General features: G+C 54.5%; 19 protein-coding genes. 8 read left to right on the top strand and 11 right to left on the bottom strand.

Going from position 1 to position 16,878, the window contains the following annotated elements:
- Window positions 1–216 precede the first annotated feature (216 nt).
- On the top strand, window positions 217–693 hold the full coding sequence (locus FN828_RS19500; RefSeq protein WP_142494997.1) for a DUF995 domain-containing protein: 477 nt from the start codon (window positions 217–219) through the stop codon (window positions 691–693).
- 47 nt (window positions 694–740) lie between these two features.
- Here FN828_RS19500 and cysQ read toward each other — a convergent pair whose 3' ends face one another.
- From cysQ to cysD, 3 genes are all read right to left on the bottom strand, one after another.
- On the bottom strand, window positions 741–1,535 hold the full coding sequence (cysQ, locus tag FN828_RS19495; RefSeq protein ID WP_142494996.1) for a 3'(2'),5'-bisphosphate nucleotidase CysQ: 795 nt from the start codon (window positions 1,533–1,535) through the stop codon (window positions 741–743).
- A 76-nt stretch (window positions 1,536–1,611) separates the two neighbouring features.
- Window positions 1,612–3,531: a sulfate adenylyltransferase subunit CysN gene (cysN, locus tag FN828_RS19490; RefSeq protein WP_142494995.1), complete on the bottom strand. Its 1,920-nt coding sequence runs from the start codon at window positions 3,529–3,531 to the stop codon at window positions 1,612–1,614.
- A 44-nt stretch (window positions 3,532–3,575) separates the two neighbouring features.
- The gene (cysD, locus tag FN828_RS19485; RefSeq protein WP_142494994.1) at window positions 3,576–4,478 is read right to left on the bottom strand and encodes a sulfate adenylyltransferase subunit CysD; all 903 of its coding nucleotides are present in this window, start codon (window positions 4,476–4,478) and stop codon (window positions 3,576–3,578) included.
- Window positions 4,479–4,582: 104 nt separating this feature from the next.
- Here cysD and FN828_RS19480 point away from each other — a divergent pair, with 104 nt between their 5' ends.
- A complete protein-coding gene (locus FN828_RS19480) occupies window positions 4,583–5,686 on the top strand; it encodes a helix-turn-helix transcriptional regulator (RefSeq protein ID WP_142494993.1) in 1,104 nt (367 codons plus the stop codon).
- 175 nt (window positions 5,687–5,861) lie between these two features.
- Complete coding sequence (locus tag FN828_RS19475) at window positions 5,862–6,134, top strand: hypothetical protein (RefSeq protein WP_142494992.1); 273 nt, start codon at window positions 5,862–5,864, stop codon at window positions 6,132–6,134.
- Between the two features lie 438 nt (window positions 6,135–6,572).
- Here the strand turns inward: FN828_RS19475 and FN828_RS19470 are convergent, their stop codons facing one another.
- Together FN828_RS19470 and FN828_RS19465 are read right to left on the bottom strand one after the other, a co-directional pair.
- On the bottom strand, window positions 6,573–7,019 hold the full coding sequence (locus FN828_RS19470) for an ATP-binding protein (RefSeq protein WP_142494991.1): 447 nt from the start codon (window positions 7,017–7,019) through the stop codon (window positions 6,573–6,575).
- A complete protein-coding gene (locus FN828_RS19465; protein ID WP_142494990.1) occupies window positions 7,016–8,242 on the bottom strand; it encodes an ATP-binding protein in 1,227 nt (408 codons plus the stop codon). The genes FN828_RS19470 and FN828_RS19465 overlap by 4 nt, the downstream gene beginning before the upstream one ends.
- 256 nt (window positions 8,243–8,498) lie before the next feature.
- Here FN828_RS19465 and FN828_RS19460 point away from each other — a divergent pair, with 256 nt between their 5' ends.
- The gene (locus FN828_RS19460) at window positions 8,499–8,747 is read left to right on the top strand and encodes a BrnT family toxin (RefSeq protein WP_142494989.1); all 249 of its coding nucleotides are present in this window, start codon (window positions 8,499–8,501) and stop codon (window positions 8,745–8,747) included.
- On the top strand, window positions 8,744–9,037 hold the full coding sequence (locus FN828_RS19455; RefSeq protein WP_142494988.1) for a BrnA antitoxin family protein: 294 nt from the start codon (window positions 8,744–8,746) through the stop codon (window positions 9,035–9,037). Before FN828_RS19460 ends, FN828_RS19455 begins: the two co-directional genes overlap by 4 nt.
- Window positions 9,038–9,319: 282 nt before the next feature.
- Here the strand turns inward: FN828_RS19455 and FN828_RS19450 are convergent, their stop codons facing one another.
- The 3 genes from FN828_RS19450 to FN828_RS19440 form a co-directional block, all read right to left on the bottom strand.
- On the bottom strand, window positions 9,320–9,649 hold the full coding sequence (locus FN828_RS19450) for a type II toxin-antitoxin system HicB family antitoxin (RefSeq protein WP_185959100.1): 330 nt from the start codon (window positions 9,647–9,649) through the stop codon (window positions 9,320–9,322).
- Window positions 9,650–9,657: 8 nt separating this feature from the next.
- On the bottom strand, window positions 9,658–9,951 hold the full coding sequence (locus tag FN828_RS19445) for a type II toxin-antitoxin system HicA family toxin (protein ID WP_235891542.1): 294 nt from the start codon (window positions 9,949–9,951) through the stop codon (window positions 9,658–9,660).
- Window positions 9,952–10,066: 115 nt separating this feature from the next.
- Window positions 10,067–11,134 carry a hypothetical protein gene (locus tag FN828_RS19440; protein ID WP_142494985.1) on the bottom strand — a complete coding sequence of 356 codons (1,068 nt, stop codon included), beginning with the start codon at window positions 11,132–11,134 and terminating at the stop codon, window positions 10,067–10,069.
- Between the two features lie 233 nt (window positions 11,135–11,367).
- Between FN828_RS19440 and FN828_RS19435 the strand changes: the two genes are divergently transcribed.
- Window positions 11,368–12,249: a recombinase family protein gene (locus tag FN828_RS19435; RefSeq protein ID WP_142494984.1), complete on the top strand. Its 882-nt coding sequence runs from the start codon at window positions 11,368–11,370 to the stop codon at window positions 12,247–12,249.
- 236 nt (window positions 12,250–12,485) lie between these two features.
- Here the strand turns inward: FN828_RS19435 and FN828_RS19430 are convergent, their stop codons facing one another.
- From FN828_RS19430 to nusG, 3 genes are all read right to left on the bottom strand, one after another.
- Window positions 12,486–12,818 carry a type II toxin-antitoxin system PemK/MazF family toxin gene (locus FN828_RS19430; RefSeq protein ID WP_142494983.1) on the bottom strand — a complete coding sequence of 111 codons (333 nt, stop codon included), beginning with the start codon at window positions 12,816–12,818 and terminating at the stop codon, window positions 12,486–12,488.
- Window positions 12,818–13,075 (bottom strand): AbrB/MazE/SpoVT family DNA-binding domain-containing protein, encoded by a 258-nt coding sequence (locus FN828_RS19425; protein WP_142494982.1) that lies wholly within the window; start codon window positions 13,073–13,075, stop codon window positions 12,818–12,820. Before FN828_RS19425 ends, FN828_RS19430 begins: the two co-directional genes overlap by 1 nt.
- A gap of 133 nt (window positions 13,076–13,208) precedes the next feature.
- Window positions 13,209–13,742: a transcription termination/antitermination protein NusG gene (gene nusG, locus FN828_RS19420; RefSeq protein ID WP_142494981.1), complete on the bottom strand. Its 534-nt coding sequence runs from the start codon at window positions 13,740–13,742 to the stop codon at window positions 13,209–13,211.
- A 227-nt stretch (window positions 13,743–13,969) separates the two neighbouring features.
- On the opposite strand from nusG, the gene FN828_RS19415 reads away from it, so the two are divergent.
- Window positions 13,970–15,139 carry an MraY family glycosyltransferase gene (locus FN828_RS19415; RefSeq protein WP_142494980.1) on the top strand — a complete coding sequence of 390 codons (1,170 nt, stop codon included), beginning with the start codon at window positions 13,970–13,972 and terminating at the stop codon, window positions 15,137–15,139.
- Between the two features lie 236 nt (window positions 15,140–15,375).
- Window positions 15,376–16,656: a 3-deoxy-D-manno-octulosonic acid transferase gene (locus tag FN828_RS19410; RefSeq protein ID WP_185959099.1), complete on the top strand. Its 1,281-nt coding sequence runs from the start codon at window positions 15,376–15,378 to the stop codon at window positions 16,654–16,656.
- The last annotated feature ends 222 nt before the right edge of the window (window positions 16,657–16,878 follow it).

Genomic DNA, 16,878 nt, shown 5'->3' with positions numbered 1-16,878 from the left:
CCTGCGCGACGAACAGTGTGATCCCAAAGTCGTCGAGAGCATCATGGCCGACGAGAAGAGCTGCTGAGGCAAGACGGCCCTCGGCGGAACCTTACCGAACAACCGACTTCCTGCGGTTGCAGTATCGGAACCATTCTGTTTACGCCCCATGACTTGACCATAACGGCCAAATAAGCGCAAGATTACGCAGTTTACCTTTAACGTCAGGGGCCGTTCATGAGGGTTCTTCGTACCGCATATCTATCTTCTATCCTGTTCTTGTCCCTCGCGGCTCCCAGTGTTGCAGACCCGATGCCCAGAGGGGCGAAGCCCGCCCAGCCCCAAAAAATAGCCCAAGCCTATGCAGGCAGGACTGATATTTGGGAAGAAGGCTGCAATGGTGGAATATATTTTTCACCGAATTGGCAGGCACGCGCTTGGTGTGCTGAAAGCAGTGACAATGTCGGCGCAGGCTCTTGGCGTGTCGATGAAAGCGGGCGGCTTTGTCAATCACTCAACTGGTATTGGCCCAATGGTACACGCGCTGGCGTCAGTGCGGGGGAAGAGCTTTGCATATCACATGTCGTGGACCGTTGGGGAAAGATGTGGCGCAACTGGCCGGGCGACGCAGAATGGTGGCCCATGGAACGCTTGCCGAAAGGCTACAAATTCCAAAGTGAAGTTCAGCAAGCCCGCGCGAGGCTCGGCATCTGAGCCCCAAAAGGTTGGAGGTCCACCCTAGCCCTTGTCCTGTTTCCAAATCAGCCTTCTTTCAGCACCACAGATGGGGCCGTGGCAATGAAGAAAGGATTTGCGTAACTGTCTTTACCATAGAGTAGTGGGGTCAGATCGTCGAAGCGAACCACGCATCCCCCGGCCCCGCTCAGAACAGCATGGCCCGCAGCAGTATCCCATTCCATGGTGCGGCCCAAACGGGGATACAAGTCAGCCTCCCCAGTAGCCACCAGGCAGAATTTCAGCGAAGAGCCCGCACTTTTCATATCTTTCACAGCATATTTCCCGATGTAATCATCAGTTGCCTGATCGCGATGGCTTTTCGACGCAACGACCATTAGCGCTTGATTGTCGCTATCTGCAACCTGGATCGGCATACAGTGCCCAACCACTGAGCCAAAAGGGCCGGCTTCCTCGACAGATCGGCCATCGGCCTTTGTAAAGAACATCCGTGCCTTTGCCGGCGCATAGACTATACCACGGGTAGGAACACCATTTTCAACCAACGCGATATTGACTGTGAAATCGCCGCGACGGTTTATGAATTCCTTAGTCCCATCCAGAGGGTCGACAATCAGAAACGTATCCGCGCGTTCTGCATGCGATGCCGCTTGCTCTTCAGTCACCAACAGCACATCAGGAAAAGCTGCCCGCAACCCAGCTGAGATCAGAGCATCGGCAGCCTCATCCGCCGCAGTTACGGGACTGTCGTCAGATTTCACCTTCACATCAAAATCATCTGAATTGTAGATTTCCATGATCTTTTCACCGGCCTCCAAGGCCAGACCACGCATTACAGTCGTAAGCTTTTCGTAATCCAAGTATCCCATCCTTCTGGTACTTTGACTTCACATCGCAAGAAGTAAAAGCCCGTGCGCCCTCACCCTCTTACCCCTCTCAGGGGATCAGACGCGCGATAATTGCATCTGCTGCCTGTTCCGGTGTCAGATCGGTCGTATCAATACGAAGTTCCGGAGCATCAGGTACCTCATAGGGACTGTCGATCCCGGTAAAATTCTTCAACTGGCCTGACCGGGCTTTGGCATAAAGTCCCTTAACGTCGCGTGCCTCGGCCACTTCCAATGGTGTATCCACGAATACCTCCAGAAACTCACCCGGCTGCATCATGCCTCGCACCATATCGCGCTCCGACCGAAAAGGTGAAATGAAGGCCGTGATCACAATTAACCCAGAATCTGTCATCAGCTTGGCCACTTCTCCAACCCGACGGATATTTTCAATCCGATCTGCTTCCGTAAATCCAAGGTCCTTATTCAAACCGTGCCGCACGTTATCGCCGTCCAGTAGAAATGTATGACGGTTCATACGGGCCAGCTTCTTCTCAACAACATTGGCGATAGTAGACTTTCCAGAACCTGACAGACCCGTCAGCCAGATCACCGCCGGCTTCTGGTTCTTCATCGCCGCATGGCTCTCGCGGTCAATGTCCAGTGCCTGCCAATGGATGTTGTGCGCCCGCCGCAAAGCGAAATGAATCATGCCCGCAGCAACGGTCTGATTCGTTATCTTGTCAATCAGGATGAACCCGCCCAGATCGTGGTTTTCCTCATAAGAGGAAAATGGAATCTCACGGTCGGTTGTGATATTCGCCACACCAATTGCGTTCAGATCCAACGTCTTGGTTGCCAAATGTTCCAAGGTATTGACGTTAATTTCATACTTGGGAGCCTGGACAGTGGCCGAAACGGTCTGCGCACCGATTTTCAGCCAATAGGCCCGACCCGGCACCATTTCATGCTCATCCATCCAAATAACGGTGCTTTCGAACTGGTCCGCAACTTCCAACGGGGCCTGAGCTGCCACGATGACTTGGCCACGCGAACAGTCAATCTCATCCTCCAATGTCAAAGTTACAGCCTCACCGGCCACCGCAATGGCACGATCTCCATCAAATGTAACAATCTTGGCGATTTTTGAAGTCTTGCCCGAGGGCAAGACCCGCACCGGATCACCAGGTTGCGCTAAACCGGACGCAATCAATCCCGAGAACCCTCGGAAATCCAGATTGGGCCGGTTCACCCATTGCACGGGCATCCGGAAGGCCGCATTCTGTGGCTCCTTGGTCAAGGCGATATCGACAGTTTCCAGATGCGGCAGTAGCGCAGCCCCACCATACCACGGAGTGTTATCCGACGTAGTCGTGATGTTATCGCCTTTATAGCCCGAAATCGGAATCGCAATGAATTCCGAAATACCAATTGAGTGAGCAAAGCCTGTGTAATCAGAAACGATCTGATCAAAGACCTCTTGGCTGTAATCCACCAAATCCATCTTGTTCACAGCCAGAACGATATTCTTGATGCCCAGAAGATGCACAAGATAGCTGTGCCGCCTGGTTTGTGTCAGTACACCTTTGCGCGCATCAATCAGGATCACCGCCAGATCGGCAGTGGAGGCCCCAGTGACCATGTTACGGGTATATTGTTCATGGCCTGGGGTGTCAGCCACGATGAATTTACGCTTCTCAGTCGAGAAGAAGCGATAAGCTACATCAATCGTGATCCCCTGTTCGCGCTCCGCAGCCAAACCATCTACCAGCAGAGCAAAGTCGATTTCCTGCCCCTGCGTACCAACACGTCTGCTATCGGCCTCCAACGTAGCCAGTTGATCTTCGAAAATCATTTTGCTGTCATAAAGCAGCCGCCCAATCAGAGTAGATTTACCGTCATCGACGGAACCACAGGTAATAAACCTCAGCATAGTCTTGTTCTGATGTGTTTCGAGATAAGCGTCGATATCCTCAGAAATCAGCGCGTCGGTTTTGTAAATCGGATCCGTGGTGGAATTATTGGTCATGGTCAGTCACCTGAAATCTGAAGAAGCCTGGAGCAGTCAAACGATCAGAAGTAGCCTTCCTGCTTCTTCTTCTCCATAGACGCGCCTGAATCGTGATCTATGGCACGGCCTTGGCGTTCCGATGTCGTCGTCAGTAGAGTTTCCTGAATGACCTCGGGCAGTGTCCGGGCTGTGCTTTCAACAGCCCCCGTGAGCGGGTAGCAACCCAACGTCCGGAACCGTACGGAGCGCATCACGGGCTCCTCGCCATTTAGTGGGAAGCGGTCATCGTCCACCATAAGGATCATGCCATCGCGGATCACTGTCGGGCGAGGAGCAGCGAAATACAGCGGTACGATTTCAATGCCTTCAAGATGGATATATTGCCAGATATCTAACTCGGTCCAGTTCGAGATAGGAAAAACCCGCATCGACTCGCCCTTGTTCTTACGGGCGTTATATAATCTCCATAGTTCGGGACGCTGGTTTTTCGGATCCCAGCGATGACTTGCAGTCCGGAATGAAAAGACACGTTCCTTGGCACGCGATTTTTCCTCGTCACGCCGAGCACCACCAAAAGCCGCATCGAACCCATATTTATCCAATGCCTGCTTCAGACCTTCGGTTTTCCACATATCAGTATGTAAGCTACCATGATCAAAAGGGGTGATACCTTTTTCCATGGCTTCCGGATTTTGATACACGATCAGTTCCATCCCCGCTTCGCGGGCAGCCTTGTCGCGTAATTTATACATATCTTGGAATTTCCAAGTGGTATCCACATGCATCAATGGGAAGGGTGGGTGCGCCGGGTAAAAAGCCTTTTTGGCCAAGTGCAACATAACAGCACTGTCCTTACCGACACTGTACAGCATCACGGGGTTTTGGGCCTCAGCAGCCACTTCACGCAGAATATGGATACTTTCCGCTTCCAGGCGTTGCAAATGGGTCAGGGTCTTCGTGGTCATGCAAGTATCCTGTTCGAATCAAGCTTGAACCAGACCTATCTGCCTGCTTTATCTTTCGAACCCCCCATATGGGAGGCCCCTTGTTTCAATGAGATTATAACTTCATGCCAACCGAAGCAGAGATACTGAATGCGCTTTTTGCCGCTGCCAGCGGCCTCTCTGACAAACCGAGATGGGAACGCTTTCTTGAACTCCTAGGCGCAGGAACTCACGCCGGCACCGTTACTCTGCAACTTCAGCAGCAAGGCCGACCGACACAGGACTGGCACTGGATCAAAGCCGATGGCCCCCCTCCGTTGCGCATAGAGGATTGGCAAAGGATGCGCAGCCATCGGGTCTATAGTCAGGACGACCTGGCCGGGCTTGCAAGCATCTCCAGCCCTTTACGCGCTATTAAATACCCCTTTGGATCATCAAAAAATGACAGTGCATTGTTAACCCTGCAACGGCAGGGTGCCGATTTTCGCGCTATTGATGGGGTACACCTATCCTCACTTGTACCTTATCTGCCCCCCGCCTTAGACACATGGGAGGCCCTGAATAATGAAAGGCTACGAACGCAGCTTTCCCAGAATGTGATGCGCGACATTGGCGCGGGTTGGGTGCTCTTTTCCTCTCACGGCGTATTAATTGACATGGATTCGGAACTGCGCACCCCGTTAGAACAGATCGGCGGCATCCGCTTTGCCCAAGACGGACGCCCGAGTTTTCGAGATGAGGCCACTGCACAGGCCCTGCGTCAGGCCCTCTCCAACGCACAACGACCTCCAGCACCCTCCTTAACTGCAGGCGGCTGGTCTCCCCCCTCTGCTGTACCCCGCCCAACCCCGGTGCCATTGCGCCTATCGAACACTCCGCTGATGGAAATGATCATTACCGAAGAAGATGATTTTCATAGCACGCCCCATTTGATCGGTCGGGTCCGCTACGCCCGAACCGCAACCGATCTCCCCCTACTCCACGTTGCCCGGCATTTCAGACTCAGCCCAAGCGAAGCACGACTGGCGTGCCTGCTGTGCGACGGACACACTCTGGCCGAAGCAGCAGGACAGTTGGGCTGGACGATTGAAACCACCCGCAGCACATCAAAACAACTGTTTGCCCGCCTAGAGGTGCGTGGTCAAAGCGGTGTAATCAGGCTGATGCAAAGTGGTGCCCTGTGGCTTTCCTCAAGCCAACACCCCAACGCTGGGGGAACAACCCGATAAACCAGCTCCAGCCAGACGCTTGTGCGGCTCTATTCGGCACCGTACCGCAGCTGAGAAGCTTCCGGGACTGTATCTCCCCACATATTGACACCGCTCCATGCGGAAGCGTCTATGCTCACATCAATCCGGCCGACAAAACCGGAACCCAAACCAAATTACCATGGAGATCAAACTAATGGCTTCTAAAGACAATTTTATTTTCTTTGACAGCATTTCCGCATACGGCGCAGTCGATCAGATTGTTTATGTAGAGCTTCAGGCGGACGCACTTAATGGCAAGGGCCGGGCCGTTGAGATTGAAAAGTCCTGCGTTGCCAGACTCAGATGCTCGGCACCAGCCGCCAAGGCACTTGCGGCAAGACTTTATAAGCTGGCCAAACACATCGAGGATAACAGTCAGAAGACACCTCAGAGCGATATCCCTCCCAGCACAGTAAAACCAAATTGAGAAAAAAGGACGCATACGGAAACACCCGATATGCGCCCTACCAGTAATCAAGGATATCGCCCGGATTCCACCCCGCGCGAGCAGTAGGCGCATACTCGCACCTTATCATAGCAAAGCGCATTGCAGTGCTTATGTCCAGAAAGACCGGATAAGATGGGCGGCATCTCGCTGTTACCTCGAGAGAAACAACCCACCTCGGCTCCCTGTACAACAAGAAAAATCGGCGTGGAGATTATTGTGCGGGCAGGCAGAACAAGCTCCGCGCCGTGTCTGCTCCACAAGGACAGGCTCCCCATGAGAGACATTGAGGGCGTCCGCCCTCACTATATGCATGCTCCCATTACCAAAGAAGGTCAACTACAGAAGCACGTGCCATATCGGCAAGAGAGCTAGCTGCCTTGAACATGGGGGGGAGATTATCCGGGATGGGGGGAATTGTCATTTTAAATGACAACAACCCACTAGGTGCACCGTCTTTCTCGAATTTGTTCCAATAACCATCCATGCATCGCGGATGGCGTCATCCCCCATCCCGGCGCCGTCGTCTATTACTGAGATGGTAACCAGATGCTGGACCAGTTTTGCCTCAGGACTGTGTTCATCAGCAAGGCAAGGACGTAGTTTGGCGGTCTCCCCTACAAGGTCGAAATGATTTTCTGGACTTAAGCCCCAACTCTTCAGCCGACCAAACTCGTCCTTGGATATCTCTTCCGGCACTCCGCTGTAGGTCGGAGTAATTCTGACGATGCAGAACGAAGCGTCGGCATCGTACGAGTTTTTGACCAGTTCGGTGATCGCGCCCTCTGCCGTCGCAACATTCTCGCGGCCGATCAAGCGAGCCGTTCGAGCAGAAACACGAAATGGAACTTCCTGAATGCTATTCATAGCGCACTCCAAAGGCTGGAAAGCGGGGCCGCGAAACTTCTCTCTCCAAATGGCACGACCTTGTCGTGATCATAGAGCACCATTCCTTGGACAAACTTGTCTCCACATGCGTCCGCCAACTTACGCAGTCCAGAAAAATCCGCCGCCGATACCGTCGCAGAGGATTTCACCTCAATCCCGACGATCTGGCCCCGCCGGTTCTCCAGAACCAAGTCGACCTCATTCTTTTCCTTGTCTCGGTAGTGAGCGAACGTGCATCGCTGTTCACTCCAGGAAGCAATCTTGCGAAGTTCGCTGAAAACAAAGGTCTCAAGGATCGAGCCGAAAGCGGTTCGGTCTTTCTTGACCGAATCCGGCGACACTTCACGCATCGCCGCCAGCAATCCCGCATCCAAAAAGTGAAGTTTCGGCGATTTTGTCAAACGTTTCAGCCGGTTCGTGAACCAAGGCTGGAGGGTATGCACGAGGTAAAGACTTTCGAAGATACCAACATACTTTTGCGTCGTGACATGGTTGAGGCCAATGGCGCCGCCAATACCGGAGTAATTCACCAATTGACCGGAATGTTCTGCTAGAACTGTCAGAAGCTTTGGCATGACGGAAAGCTGTTCGATTTGCGCCACGTCTCGTACATCTCGCTGGACAAGTGCATCGAGGTATTCGTGGTACCAGTCCTGTTTGCGCGACCATCTTCTCCGGCCAAGCGCCTCAGGGTAGCCGCCGGACAGAACGGTTTCGACTAAGCCATCCCCGACAACTATGTGGTCTACGGCTGGTTTTTTCCCTGCAAACGCCCTGTCGATAAAGTTCGATTTTACGCCTATGGTTTCGGCTTGGCTGAGAGGCAAGAGCCGTATGACCTCCATCCGTCCGGCGAGCGAGTCCGCAACCTTCGGAAGGGTCATAAGATTTGCGGAACCCGTCAACAGAAAGCGACCTGGTGTTTTGTCATCGTCGACCAGATTCTTGATTGCGAGCAGCAGGTCCGGCGCGCGTTGGACTTCGTCGATTACAGCACGATCCAGACCGCGCACAAAACCGACAGGGTCATCAACTGCCGATCTCAGAACGTTGGCATCGTCTAAAGTTAGGAAGGGCGTCTTGTCTCCTGCGACGTCCATCGCAAGCGTCGTCTTGCCTGATTGGCGCGGGCCGGAGATAAGAACCACGCGCGTGTCTGAGAGTGCTTCCTCTACTCTCTCTTTGGCGAATCTCGGGTACATTTCCCGCTCATCTTTGGCTGACCAATTGAAAGTACGCTCCCGACCGATTGAAAGTCAATACCCGACCGATTGAAGCTCTCGGACCGACCGATCGAAAGCCAGCAATCTAGGAAATTCACTCCGAGTCGCTCCGCTAATTGCCATGGGCCAGAGGCGCTGCGCCCTCCTGAACCTCCTGCCAGAGAGTATATTTTTCGGTAGCACTAGATTGTTTTTGTAGATACATAAACTATATGAGATGATGCAGGGTGAACAGATGTTGATGATCATCTGGGACGAGCTGAAGAGGCAGACCAACCTAGCCAAGCACGGGCTCGACTTTGCTGATATTGATGAGGAGTTCTTCCTGTCTTCGCTGGTAGTTCCTGCGAAGGAGAACCGCCACATAGCGATCGGGCGGCTTGCGGATGGAACGATCGCGGTTGTGTTTGCTGTTCTAGGAACAGAGGGCGTCTCGGTGATCTCGATGCGCCCCGCAAGCCGGAAAGAAAGGGAATTGCTATGACCAAGATGCATCTCAGCGAAGCCCAGATTCAGGCGATGATCGCTAGTGACCCGGATGCACCAGAGGCTACCGTTGCGCAACTTGTTGAGGCGAAACCGTTCTCGGATGTGTTTCCGGCGCTGGCCGAGAAAATGCGCAAGAATGTGGGGGGGCGCCCGAAGGTAGAGAACCCTAAGGTCGCAGTTTCCTTGCGCCTTGATCCCGAAGTTGTGTCCCGCTTTAAAGCCGAGGGGCCGGGTTGGCAGACACGTATGAACGAGGCTCTACGGCAAGCTGCGGGACTGGGGTGATCCATATTCTCGTGCTTCTGTCGGCTGAATTGTCGCCTTAATGCCGTGTTAAAGTCGTCACGCTGTCGGGTGAGATTTTGAAAGGATTGGTCTCGATGAAACTTAATCGGAGACGATCCATGACCCTTGTAAGAGCGGTGCGTGACGGTCACCTTCCAGTGTGTGTATGCGTGAATTTGGATGATGGCGTAATTTGAAGGACGGCGTATCGTGGCAGGGGATCAAGCCAGCCAGAACCCCACAAGGAGCGATACGCCATGGACGAATCCACCCCATCAGTTCTCAACGGAAATCAACAGTCGCGCGGCTCAGCACGTCTTCGGCCCATTGATTCAGGCTCTTACCTGCCAGCTCAGCGGCCACAGCCGCCTTGCGGTGCAAATCTGGGCTAACCCGGAACATCATCTGACCCGAAAAGGCTTTCTGAGGCTCCTTTCCAATGCTCGCACAGGTTTCAAGATAATCTTCCACAGCTTCGTGAAAGGCTTCTTTCAGCTCAGACACACTGTCAGCGTGAAAGCCTACGACATCACGGATTCCGGCAATGCGGCCAACAAAAATGCCGTCTTCATCATCATATTCAACACGGGCGCTATAGCCCTTGTAGCTCATTGTATTTGTCACGGTGTCACTCCTATGCGCTCTAGGAAGTCTCTGGCATCCCGCACCTGATAACGCTTTGCCTCTTTGGCTGGGTGCGGGCGGTGAAAGGTTGCTATTTCACCATCCTTCACGAACCTCACCCGAGAGCCGCGCCCTTCGACAACCTCAGCTCCTATGGCAATCAGCAAGCCTTCTACAGCCGCCCATTCAATCGTTCCTGACACTGGGTCAGTGAACACGGCTTTCAGTGTCTTGCGATGCTTGCTGTTCACCCTACCAACATACACCTTGCTAGCACATTTTGCAAGCATACCCCGAATTCTATGGCAAGCCATAGAACACGAAACACCGCGCCTACCCGCTGACGGCTGCCGCAGAAGCTTCGCTCGCGATAAGGCCGTTATCGCTGAATCGGATCACATCGGTTTAGTCCTTGATCCGCCACATCCTGAACCGCCCCTGTTGCGTCACCTCTTTGATCAGGCCCCTCTTTTCCATGTAGGTGAGGTTTCTTTGAACAGCTGCACGACTTGCGCCGGTTAACACCTCCGCCATCGGGGCCGACACCAAAGGCCACTCTGTCAACACAGACCGAAGAGCGGTCGGAGTTCGCCCCGAAAGCCGAGACAGGGCTTCTTCCGTCCGGGCATTCCACGTTTCGGTATCATCCAGATGGCGCATCGCCGTTATAATCGCGCTGTTCATCCCCTCCAGCCAGTGGGCAAGACGCTCTGGTGGGGCGCCCGAGGCCCGCAGCCCCCCTGCCCCACCCATTGCAAGCGGCGCAAAGATGACCCCGTTTCCATCGCTGGCTGCGATCCTGGACGCGGTAACGGCGGCTTCGATCCGGTCGCCGTGTTGCCCAAGGCCCGCCAGGCTCCAAAGATGAAAACCCATGCAAGCCCGCGTGATCGGGTGGAGATCGGCAGCCGCGGCCATCACGTCCAGCCATCCGCCCGCGCGATCCTCGAAACGCTCGGCATTGTCCTCAATGTTCTCGGGGTCACGGCGATCAAGAAAGGCAGCCAAGTCAACCTTCGGGCCGGGACCGCCGGTCAGGCGCCGAACAGCCCATCCAACTCTTGCCAAGGCGTTTGAGTCATCCTGAGCGCCCGACAGACGCATTGATATCCAGAGCGCCAACCGATCAGCACTCACGCGATCCCCTGCGAACCAGCTCAGCTCTGCCGCCTCGATCAGAGCGAGCCGATGCCGCCACCCCTCTGGGCCACGCAGCAGCCGATCATCCAGAGCGCCCAGACGTCCGGCGACCCGCGCCAGATGCGCAGCGTGAAGCCCCTCTGCCTTTGCCCAGTCACCGATGACAGAAGTCTCGGACGGTTCTGCCCGTGGTCCGGGTGGCAAGTCATCCGGCTCTTCTTCAAGCGGCCCAGGCAGAAACCAGAGTTCCTCTTCCTGAGCATCTTCATCCCCCTCGGCCATGATGAGGGGGTCGTCGAAATCGTCATTCAAAGTAAATGCTTGTGGATTCATATATGCAAAATATAATAATTTTGCATATTACCAAAGATATTCTTCCGGAAACCCAAGCGCTTTATATAATATGCCCGTGCGCCTGCTAGTGGAACCTCTCAGATCGCGCTCAGCGCAAGGAAACCAAGGGTTTTGGGACGAGAACGACGAGAGAAACACCCATTGCACACGTTTATAAATGGTCGTTTATTGATGATATATTAAAATGCAAAAACTGCAAAAAGTCGGTTTCCATGCCCCTGATAGGCTATGCGCGCGTATCCACAGAGGATCAAACCCCTCTGCCCCAGTCTGAAGCCCTGCAATCTGCGGGATGCGCCGAAATCTTCGAAGAACACGCCTCAGGTGGCAATCGGGCGCGGCCGGTGCTTGCAAGGGTGCTTGAAAAGATCAGCAAGGGGGACACCCTGGTCGTCGTGCGGATCGACCGGCTTGCGCGGTCTTTGTCGCACTTGCTTGAGGTGATCGAAAGACTGGAGGGCAAGGGGGCGTTCTTCCGCTCGCTCCAGGACCCGATAGACACCGCCTCGCCTCAGGGCAAGTTCACGTTGCAGGTTCTGGGCGCTGCGGCTGAGTTCGAACGCGCTCTAATCCGCGAGCGTACCAAGGCCGGACTTGCCTCGGCACGCTCAAAGGGCCGCGTCGGCGGCAACCCAGGTCTTCGCGCCAAGGACCCTGAAGCGCTGCGCAAGGTGCGGTTGGCACGACAGGACGGCTACATGGAGCGCTTGAACGAAACTGCGCAGGATTGGGTGCCCCATGTACGCCGCCTGCGGCCGGATATGGCCTGGGAAGACGTGCTGCGTATCATCAATGCTCCCCTGCCCCACGACCGCCACTGGACCCAAAGCCGTTTGCTCCGCGCCGTGAAGGCATACGTGGGGGACGGATTCCTGCCCGCTGAAGTGCTTGGACGCGCTGGACGTCGCGAAACCGACGATCGCCTGCCTGCGATTGTCGCGGCAATCAAAGGTGCTGACCCCGAGATCACCTTGCAGGCAATCTGCGACCGACTGGAATCCATGCGTGAGCGCACACCTCGCGGTCGTACCAGCTGGCAGCCTTCCTCAGTCAGAATGCTACTGGAGCGGGCAGAAAAACTGGGGCTCCTCTGAAGGCGGCTAAGGTTGGCTGCGCCCCCTCAAGCTGCGGTTAGTCCCGGTCGCTCTGAGGGGCCTTGGACCATGCCAGCGCAGCACCTGGCTCAGCCCCTTCCCGCAGTCGTGCCTGACTGGTCTCGCCAGTGCGTTCGGCGTGGCGGGCCGCTCCGCTAATTGCCATGGGCCAGAGGCGCTGCGCCCTCTTGGATCACCTGCCAGGGGCGGCAGGCGAGGCCTACCACGTGGCAATATCACTCAAGGATCGTGGCCAGCTTGGCCAGAACCTCATCCATGATCGCAGCCGGGATGCTCTCGACTTTCCGCCCCTTCCGAGCGCGAATGTCGAGAGCACGCGGCTGGTCACAACGCACCACGCCCACAATGCTGGTGCCTGCCCCCATCAATGAGACGGCGAAGCCCGCTGTTCGGGCGAAGTTGCCGCCCTGAGTGATCGGCAGGACCACCGGTACGCCCGTCAGCCGGTTGAACGGCCCCGGCGAGACGATCAGCACAGGGCGCGTGCCTTGCTGCTCGCTGCCCTGTGTCGGGTCCAGCGGCACGATGTAGGTATCTCCGCGTTCCATCAGATGAGCTCATCACCCATTGGCGTGTCATCGAGCCAGGTGCGGTCATCGTTGGTCAACTCAGCCGCGCCATCGCACTGCGCCAGCAGCTCGTCGAGCGTGTAGCGCGGGCGGGGCTGCGGATCGACCACTAGTCGCCCGTTGTCGACAGCCAACCCGACTTTGGCCCCTGCCCCGATGTGCAGCAGATCCAGTAGGGCGGGCGGAACGGCCATCATCACTGATCCGCCGACCTTGCGCAGATTTGTAGTGTGCACGTGCGCCTCCATTGTTATACTTAAATATAACATCTTGTGGACTCTGTACCAAGAGGGAAGTTGATGACCTCCGACAAACTCGGGGCGTTTCATAGCCGCTGCCTCAGCAGTCTCCTATACCACCAGCTTCAGGCTAAACACGACCACCTGGCCAGGCCCGTTGCACTTGTGTGGAAGCCACCGCAACACGAGTCTGACGTCCCAGTAAATCCAGCAGAACCCATATGCGCTGCTCCGAAGAAATCTTATCCACCGTCGCTACAAAGTCGGCAAATGGCCCCTTGATCAGCTTCACCTGATCTCCGACATCCAGATCTTCTTGAGGCAGCATCTTGCCATCTTGATCACAGCGTGCACGAAGCTCGCGAATCAATTCCGAAGGAACGGTAGCGGGCACCTCCCCAAAAGATACCAACCGAGATATACCGTAAGTTGAGTGTATCTTTCGATAAATCCCTTTAGACAAATCAACCGCAACAAAAACATATCCTGGGAACAATGGCTGCATGCGTGTCAGAAAGCGACCACGCGCACGTCGGGTTTCTTCCTGCATAGGCAAGAATACCTCAAACCCCTGTCGGGTCAGGTTTTTTTCTGCAATTAAGTGGCTATTCGGCTTACAGAGCGCCAAAAACCACTTATTTTTAGGATAAATCTCCACACCCATAATGGCACCCTTTCCGTTCAAAAATGAACGATATCATATATTCCGCGCATCCATAGACCACACTTTAGAGCAAAGTCTCGCGCACGCGATAATACGCCTACCTCTTATGTATGCAGCATTGTTTCACAATTGAGACATGCCGCGATGCAGTATAAACTAAAAGTTGTGAAACCTTAATACGAGTGTGCTAACCTTACGACAGCCACAAGATTTACCGGTCTACAGATATGCAACTTAATGTTTTTTCCATACCTCTGCCCTTTGGCTTGGCCGAACTTACCTTGACGCTTGTTTCGGTGATGATTTGCACCGTGATGGTGATTTTAGGGCGTGTGCAACCACGCCTCTCCGGACGCGTTGCAGACTTAAGCTCAGTGCAGGCCATGCATGTCAATCTGACCCCTCGCGTCGGCGGGGTCGGTATATTCGCAGCAATCCTCATCTCCATTCTGTTTGCTCCGCAAGCGGCACAAGATAACTACTTACGCTTTGTGCTGGCCACATCGCCTCTCTTTGTCACCGGCCTCATCGAAGATTTAGGTTACGGCATCTCCCCACGTGGACGTTTGCTGGCAGCCATGGTTGCGAGCTTGGCAGTGGTTTTGTTACTGGAGATTTGGATGCCACGCACCGGTATCCCCGGATTGGATGTAGTCGCCTCGCATTGGGCTATCGGTATCCCTCTCACCCTGCTGGTCACTGCAGGTGTCGCAAACGGGTTCAATCTTATTGATGGCGTGAATGGCCTGGCTGGCGTCACCGCCATAGGAGCAGCAATCGCTCTCGCGCTAATCGCACACGAGGCCGATTATGAACGTATGGTGCCTTTGGCAACAATGGTCGCCGCAGCTGTTTTGGGATTTCTACTCCTCAATTACCCGTTTGGGCGCATCTTTCTTGGAGATGCCGGAGCCTACACATTGGGGTTCGTCTTGAGTTGGTTCGGCGTGGCAATCTTGTTTCACGTTCCCACAGCCTCTCCTTGGGCAATCCTTTTGACTGTCTTTTGGCCCGTCGCAGACACTTTGCTTGCCGTCTACAGACGTTCACGCCGGAACCTGCCGGCTATGGCTCCTGACCGCCTCCACGTACATCAGCTGGTCATGCGAGCATTGGAAATTTTTGTTTTAGGACGGAACAAGCGCCGGATCGCAAATCCTCTGACAACTCTGATCCTCATGCCATTTATCCTCCTTCCCCCACTGACTGGCTATTTGCTTTGGGACAAATCTGGGCAGGCTTTCATAGCCGTCATGCTTTATGGTACGGTTTTTGCAGTGAGTTATCTGGTCGCGGTTAAGCTTTGCGAAAGAATGATGCGGCATCGGCGCAAGCCTTGCCTGCAAGACACGCAAAATCAAGACGACGAAGACCTCTTGGCCTCCTCTCAAGCCTGATCCTCAGCCAATTCGACCTTCGTCGCCCTATCCCGATGCCACGGCATTCGCTAACAGCTTCCGAGTGAGACTGACGTCTACTGCGGCGCAAGCTTTTGCCTGAAACTATGCCCCTGACAAGATTACTTCACAAACAAAGGACGGATATATACAAGCTTTCGGAACTGCACACTAACCCCCAACAACACCACGGGTGCCAGGCGCACAGCCTCCTCACCGCGGAAACGATAGAGCCAATGAAATCACACTCTTTTCTACTATGGCTCTATCTTATTTTCAGCCAATGCTCTGACGGAATTTACCGGCAGATTTACCGCAAGCGCATCCGCATCGGCAAAGAAGACCCATTCAGAATCAGCGAAAGATTTGGCCATAGCCAAGCGGTTCGACCAAGCAATAAGTTGATCTGGTTTCATGCTGCCAGTCTGGGTGAAAGCAAAGCCATCCTGGAAGTCGTGCGCCGCCTCCTCAAGCACCGCCCTGAACTCTCCGTTCTGATTACGAGCACGACGGTAAACTCTGCTGAAATGCTGGCACGTACCCTACCAGAGGGAGCATTTCACCAGTTTTCACCAATCGACACGCGCAAAGCGGTACGCCGCTTCCTCAATCACTGGCACCCGGACATAGCGATATGGACAGAAAGCGAACTCTGGCCTCGTCTGCTTCTCGAAACATCGAAGCGAAACATTCCAATGCTGCTGATCAATGCCAGGGTCTCTCTGAAAACGTCAGAACGCTGGCAAAACTGGCCCCGCACGGCACGAGGGCTTCTGTCACCCTTCAGTAAAGTTCTGGTGCAGGATGAGAAGATGGCCGACTTGATGCAAAAGCTTGAAGTCGAAAAATCCCGCTGGCTCGTCTCCGGCTCCCTAAAAGAGGATCTTCCCAGCCTGCCGGTGGATATGAGTGCGCTCTCGACCCTCCGATCACTCATAGGCACGCGGCACTGCTGGACCGGTGCCTCTACTCATGACGGGGAAGAAACCATCCTCGCAGATGCGCATAAAGCCATTCGCGAAAAGACGGGCTTGGACTCACTGCTGATCCTCGTGCCCAGGCATCCTGAACGCGGAGACCACATCGCAGAGAGTTTACGGCAAAAGGGATGGTCTGTAGCCCTTCGGTCCCGCCAGGAGGCACCGGATCAGAACGTTCAAATCTACATTGCTGATACACTTGGCGAGATGGGCATCTGGTATCGGCTCTGTCCTGTCTCTTTTATAGGCGGGGCCCTGTCACCGATCGGGGGGCATAACCCGTATGAACCAGCCCTGTTGGAATCCGCTATTATCCATGGACCGCATGTCTTCAATTTTTCCGAAATTTATCAACGTCTGCACCTGGCGGGGGGTTGTCTGCAGGCCGCAACTCCGCAAGGCATCGCCATTGCTGTGGTAGATCTGTTGGATGACGAGTATCGGAAAAGCGTCATTCAGAATGCCGCGCAGGCGCTCAAACAAGACGGTAGCGCCACGGAAACCACTCTGCGTGCGATCCTGAACCTGATTGACTGATATCCATTCGAAGGCTGAAACCTTTCGCATGCGAAAGGTTGATGTCCCCGCTACAGTCTCTGATTTCAATGATAGTCTCTTGATGACTTTCGTCTTGCGCGGATGCCATCTCTTCGCGAGCTTCAAAGTAAGCTTACGCCGAGGGCCGTCTGGCGGGCTGATTTCGCGAGGGTTTAACGAGTGTCCTTATGGACGCACACGAAGACACCCCCCGCATTGAAG

The sequence above is a fragment of the Thalassovita litoralis genome, from assembly GCF_900182725.1.
Taxonomy (GTDB): domain Bacteria; phylum Pseudomonadota; class Alphaproteobacteria; order Rhodobacterales; family Rhodobacteraceae; genus Thalassobius; species Thalassobius litoralis.
The sequence above is the reverse complement of the archived record's forward strand: the minus strand, read 5'-3'. Positions and strand labels throughout refer to the sequence as shown.

Excerpts from the sequence above, each read along its gene's own strand:
- FN828_RS19500 (WP_142494997.1), top strand. The coding sequence starts at position 217 with ATGAGGGTTCTTCGTACCGCATATCTATCTTCTATCCTGTTCTTGTCC.
- cysN (WP_142494995.1), bottom strand. The coding sequence starts at position 3,531 with ATGACCAATAATTCCACCACGGATCCGATTTACAAAACCGACGCGCTG.
- cysD (WP_142494994.1), bottom strand. The coding sequence starts at position 4,478 with ATGACCACGAAGACCCTGACCCATTTGCAACGCCTGGAAGCGGAAAGT.
- FN828_RS19480 (WP_142494993.1), top strand. The coding sequence starts at position 4,583 with ATGCCAACCGAAGCAGAGATACTGAATGCGCTTTTTGCCGCTGCCAGC.
- FN828_RS19475 (WP_142494992.1), top strand. The coding sequence starts at position 5,862 with ATGGCTTCTAAAGACAATTTTATTTTCTTTGACAGCATTTCCGCATAC.
- FN828_RS19470 (WP_142494991.1), bottom strand. The coding sequence starts at position 7,019 with ATGAATAGCATTCAGGAAGTTCCATTTCGTGTTTCTGCTCGAACGGCT.
- FN828_RS19465 (WP_142494990.1), bottom strand. The coding sequence starts at position 8,242 with ATGTACCCGAGATTCGCCAAAGAGAGAGTAGAGGAAGCACTCTCAGAC.
- FN828_RS19460 (WP_142494989.1), top strand. The coding sequence starts at position 8,499 with ATGTTGATGATCATCTGGGACGAGCTGAAGAGGCAGACCAACCTAGCC.
- FN828_RS19455 (WP_142494988.1), top strand. The coding sequence starts at position 8,744 with ATGACCAAGATGCATCTCAGCGAAGCCCAGATTCAGGCGATGATCGCT.
- FN828_RS19450 (WP_185959100.1), bottom strand. The coding sequence starts at position 9,649 with ATGAGCTACAAGGGCTATAGCGCCCGTGTTGAATATGATGATGAAGAC.
- FN828_RS19445 (WP_235891542.1), bottom strand. The coding sequence starts at position 9,951 with ATGCTTGCAAAATGTGCTAGCAAGGTGTATGTTGGTAGGGTGAACAGC.
- FN828_RS19440 (WP_142494985.1), bottom strand. The coding sequence starts at position 11,134 with ATGAATCCACAAGCATTTACTTTGAATGACGATTTCGACGACCCCCTC.
- FN828_RS19435 (WP_142494984.1), top strand. The coding sequence starts at position 11,368 with ATGCCCCTGATAGGCTATGCGCGCGTATCCACAGAGGATCAAACCCCT.
- FN828_RS19430 (WP_142494983.1), bottom strand. The coding sequence starts at position 12,818 with ATGGAACGCGGAGATACCTACATCGTGCCGCTGGACCCGACACAGGGC.
- nusG (WP_142494981.1), bottom strand. The coding sequence starts at position 13,742 with ATGGGTGTGGAGATTTATCCTAAAAATAAGTGGTTTTTGGCGCTCTGT.
- FN828_RS19415 (WP_142494980.1), top strand. The coding sequence starts at position 13,970 with ATGCAACTTAATGTTTTTTCCATACCTCTGCCCTTTGGCTTGGCCGAA.
- FN828_RS19410 (WP_185959099.1), top strand. The coding sequence starts at position 15,376 with ATGAAATCACACTCTTTTCTACTATGGCTCTATCTTATTTTCAGCCAA.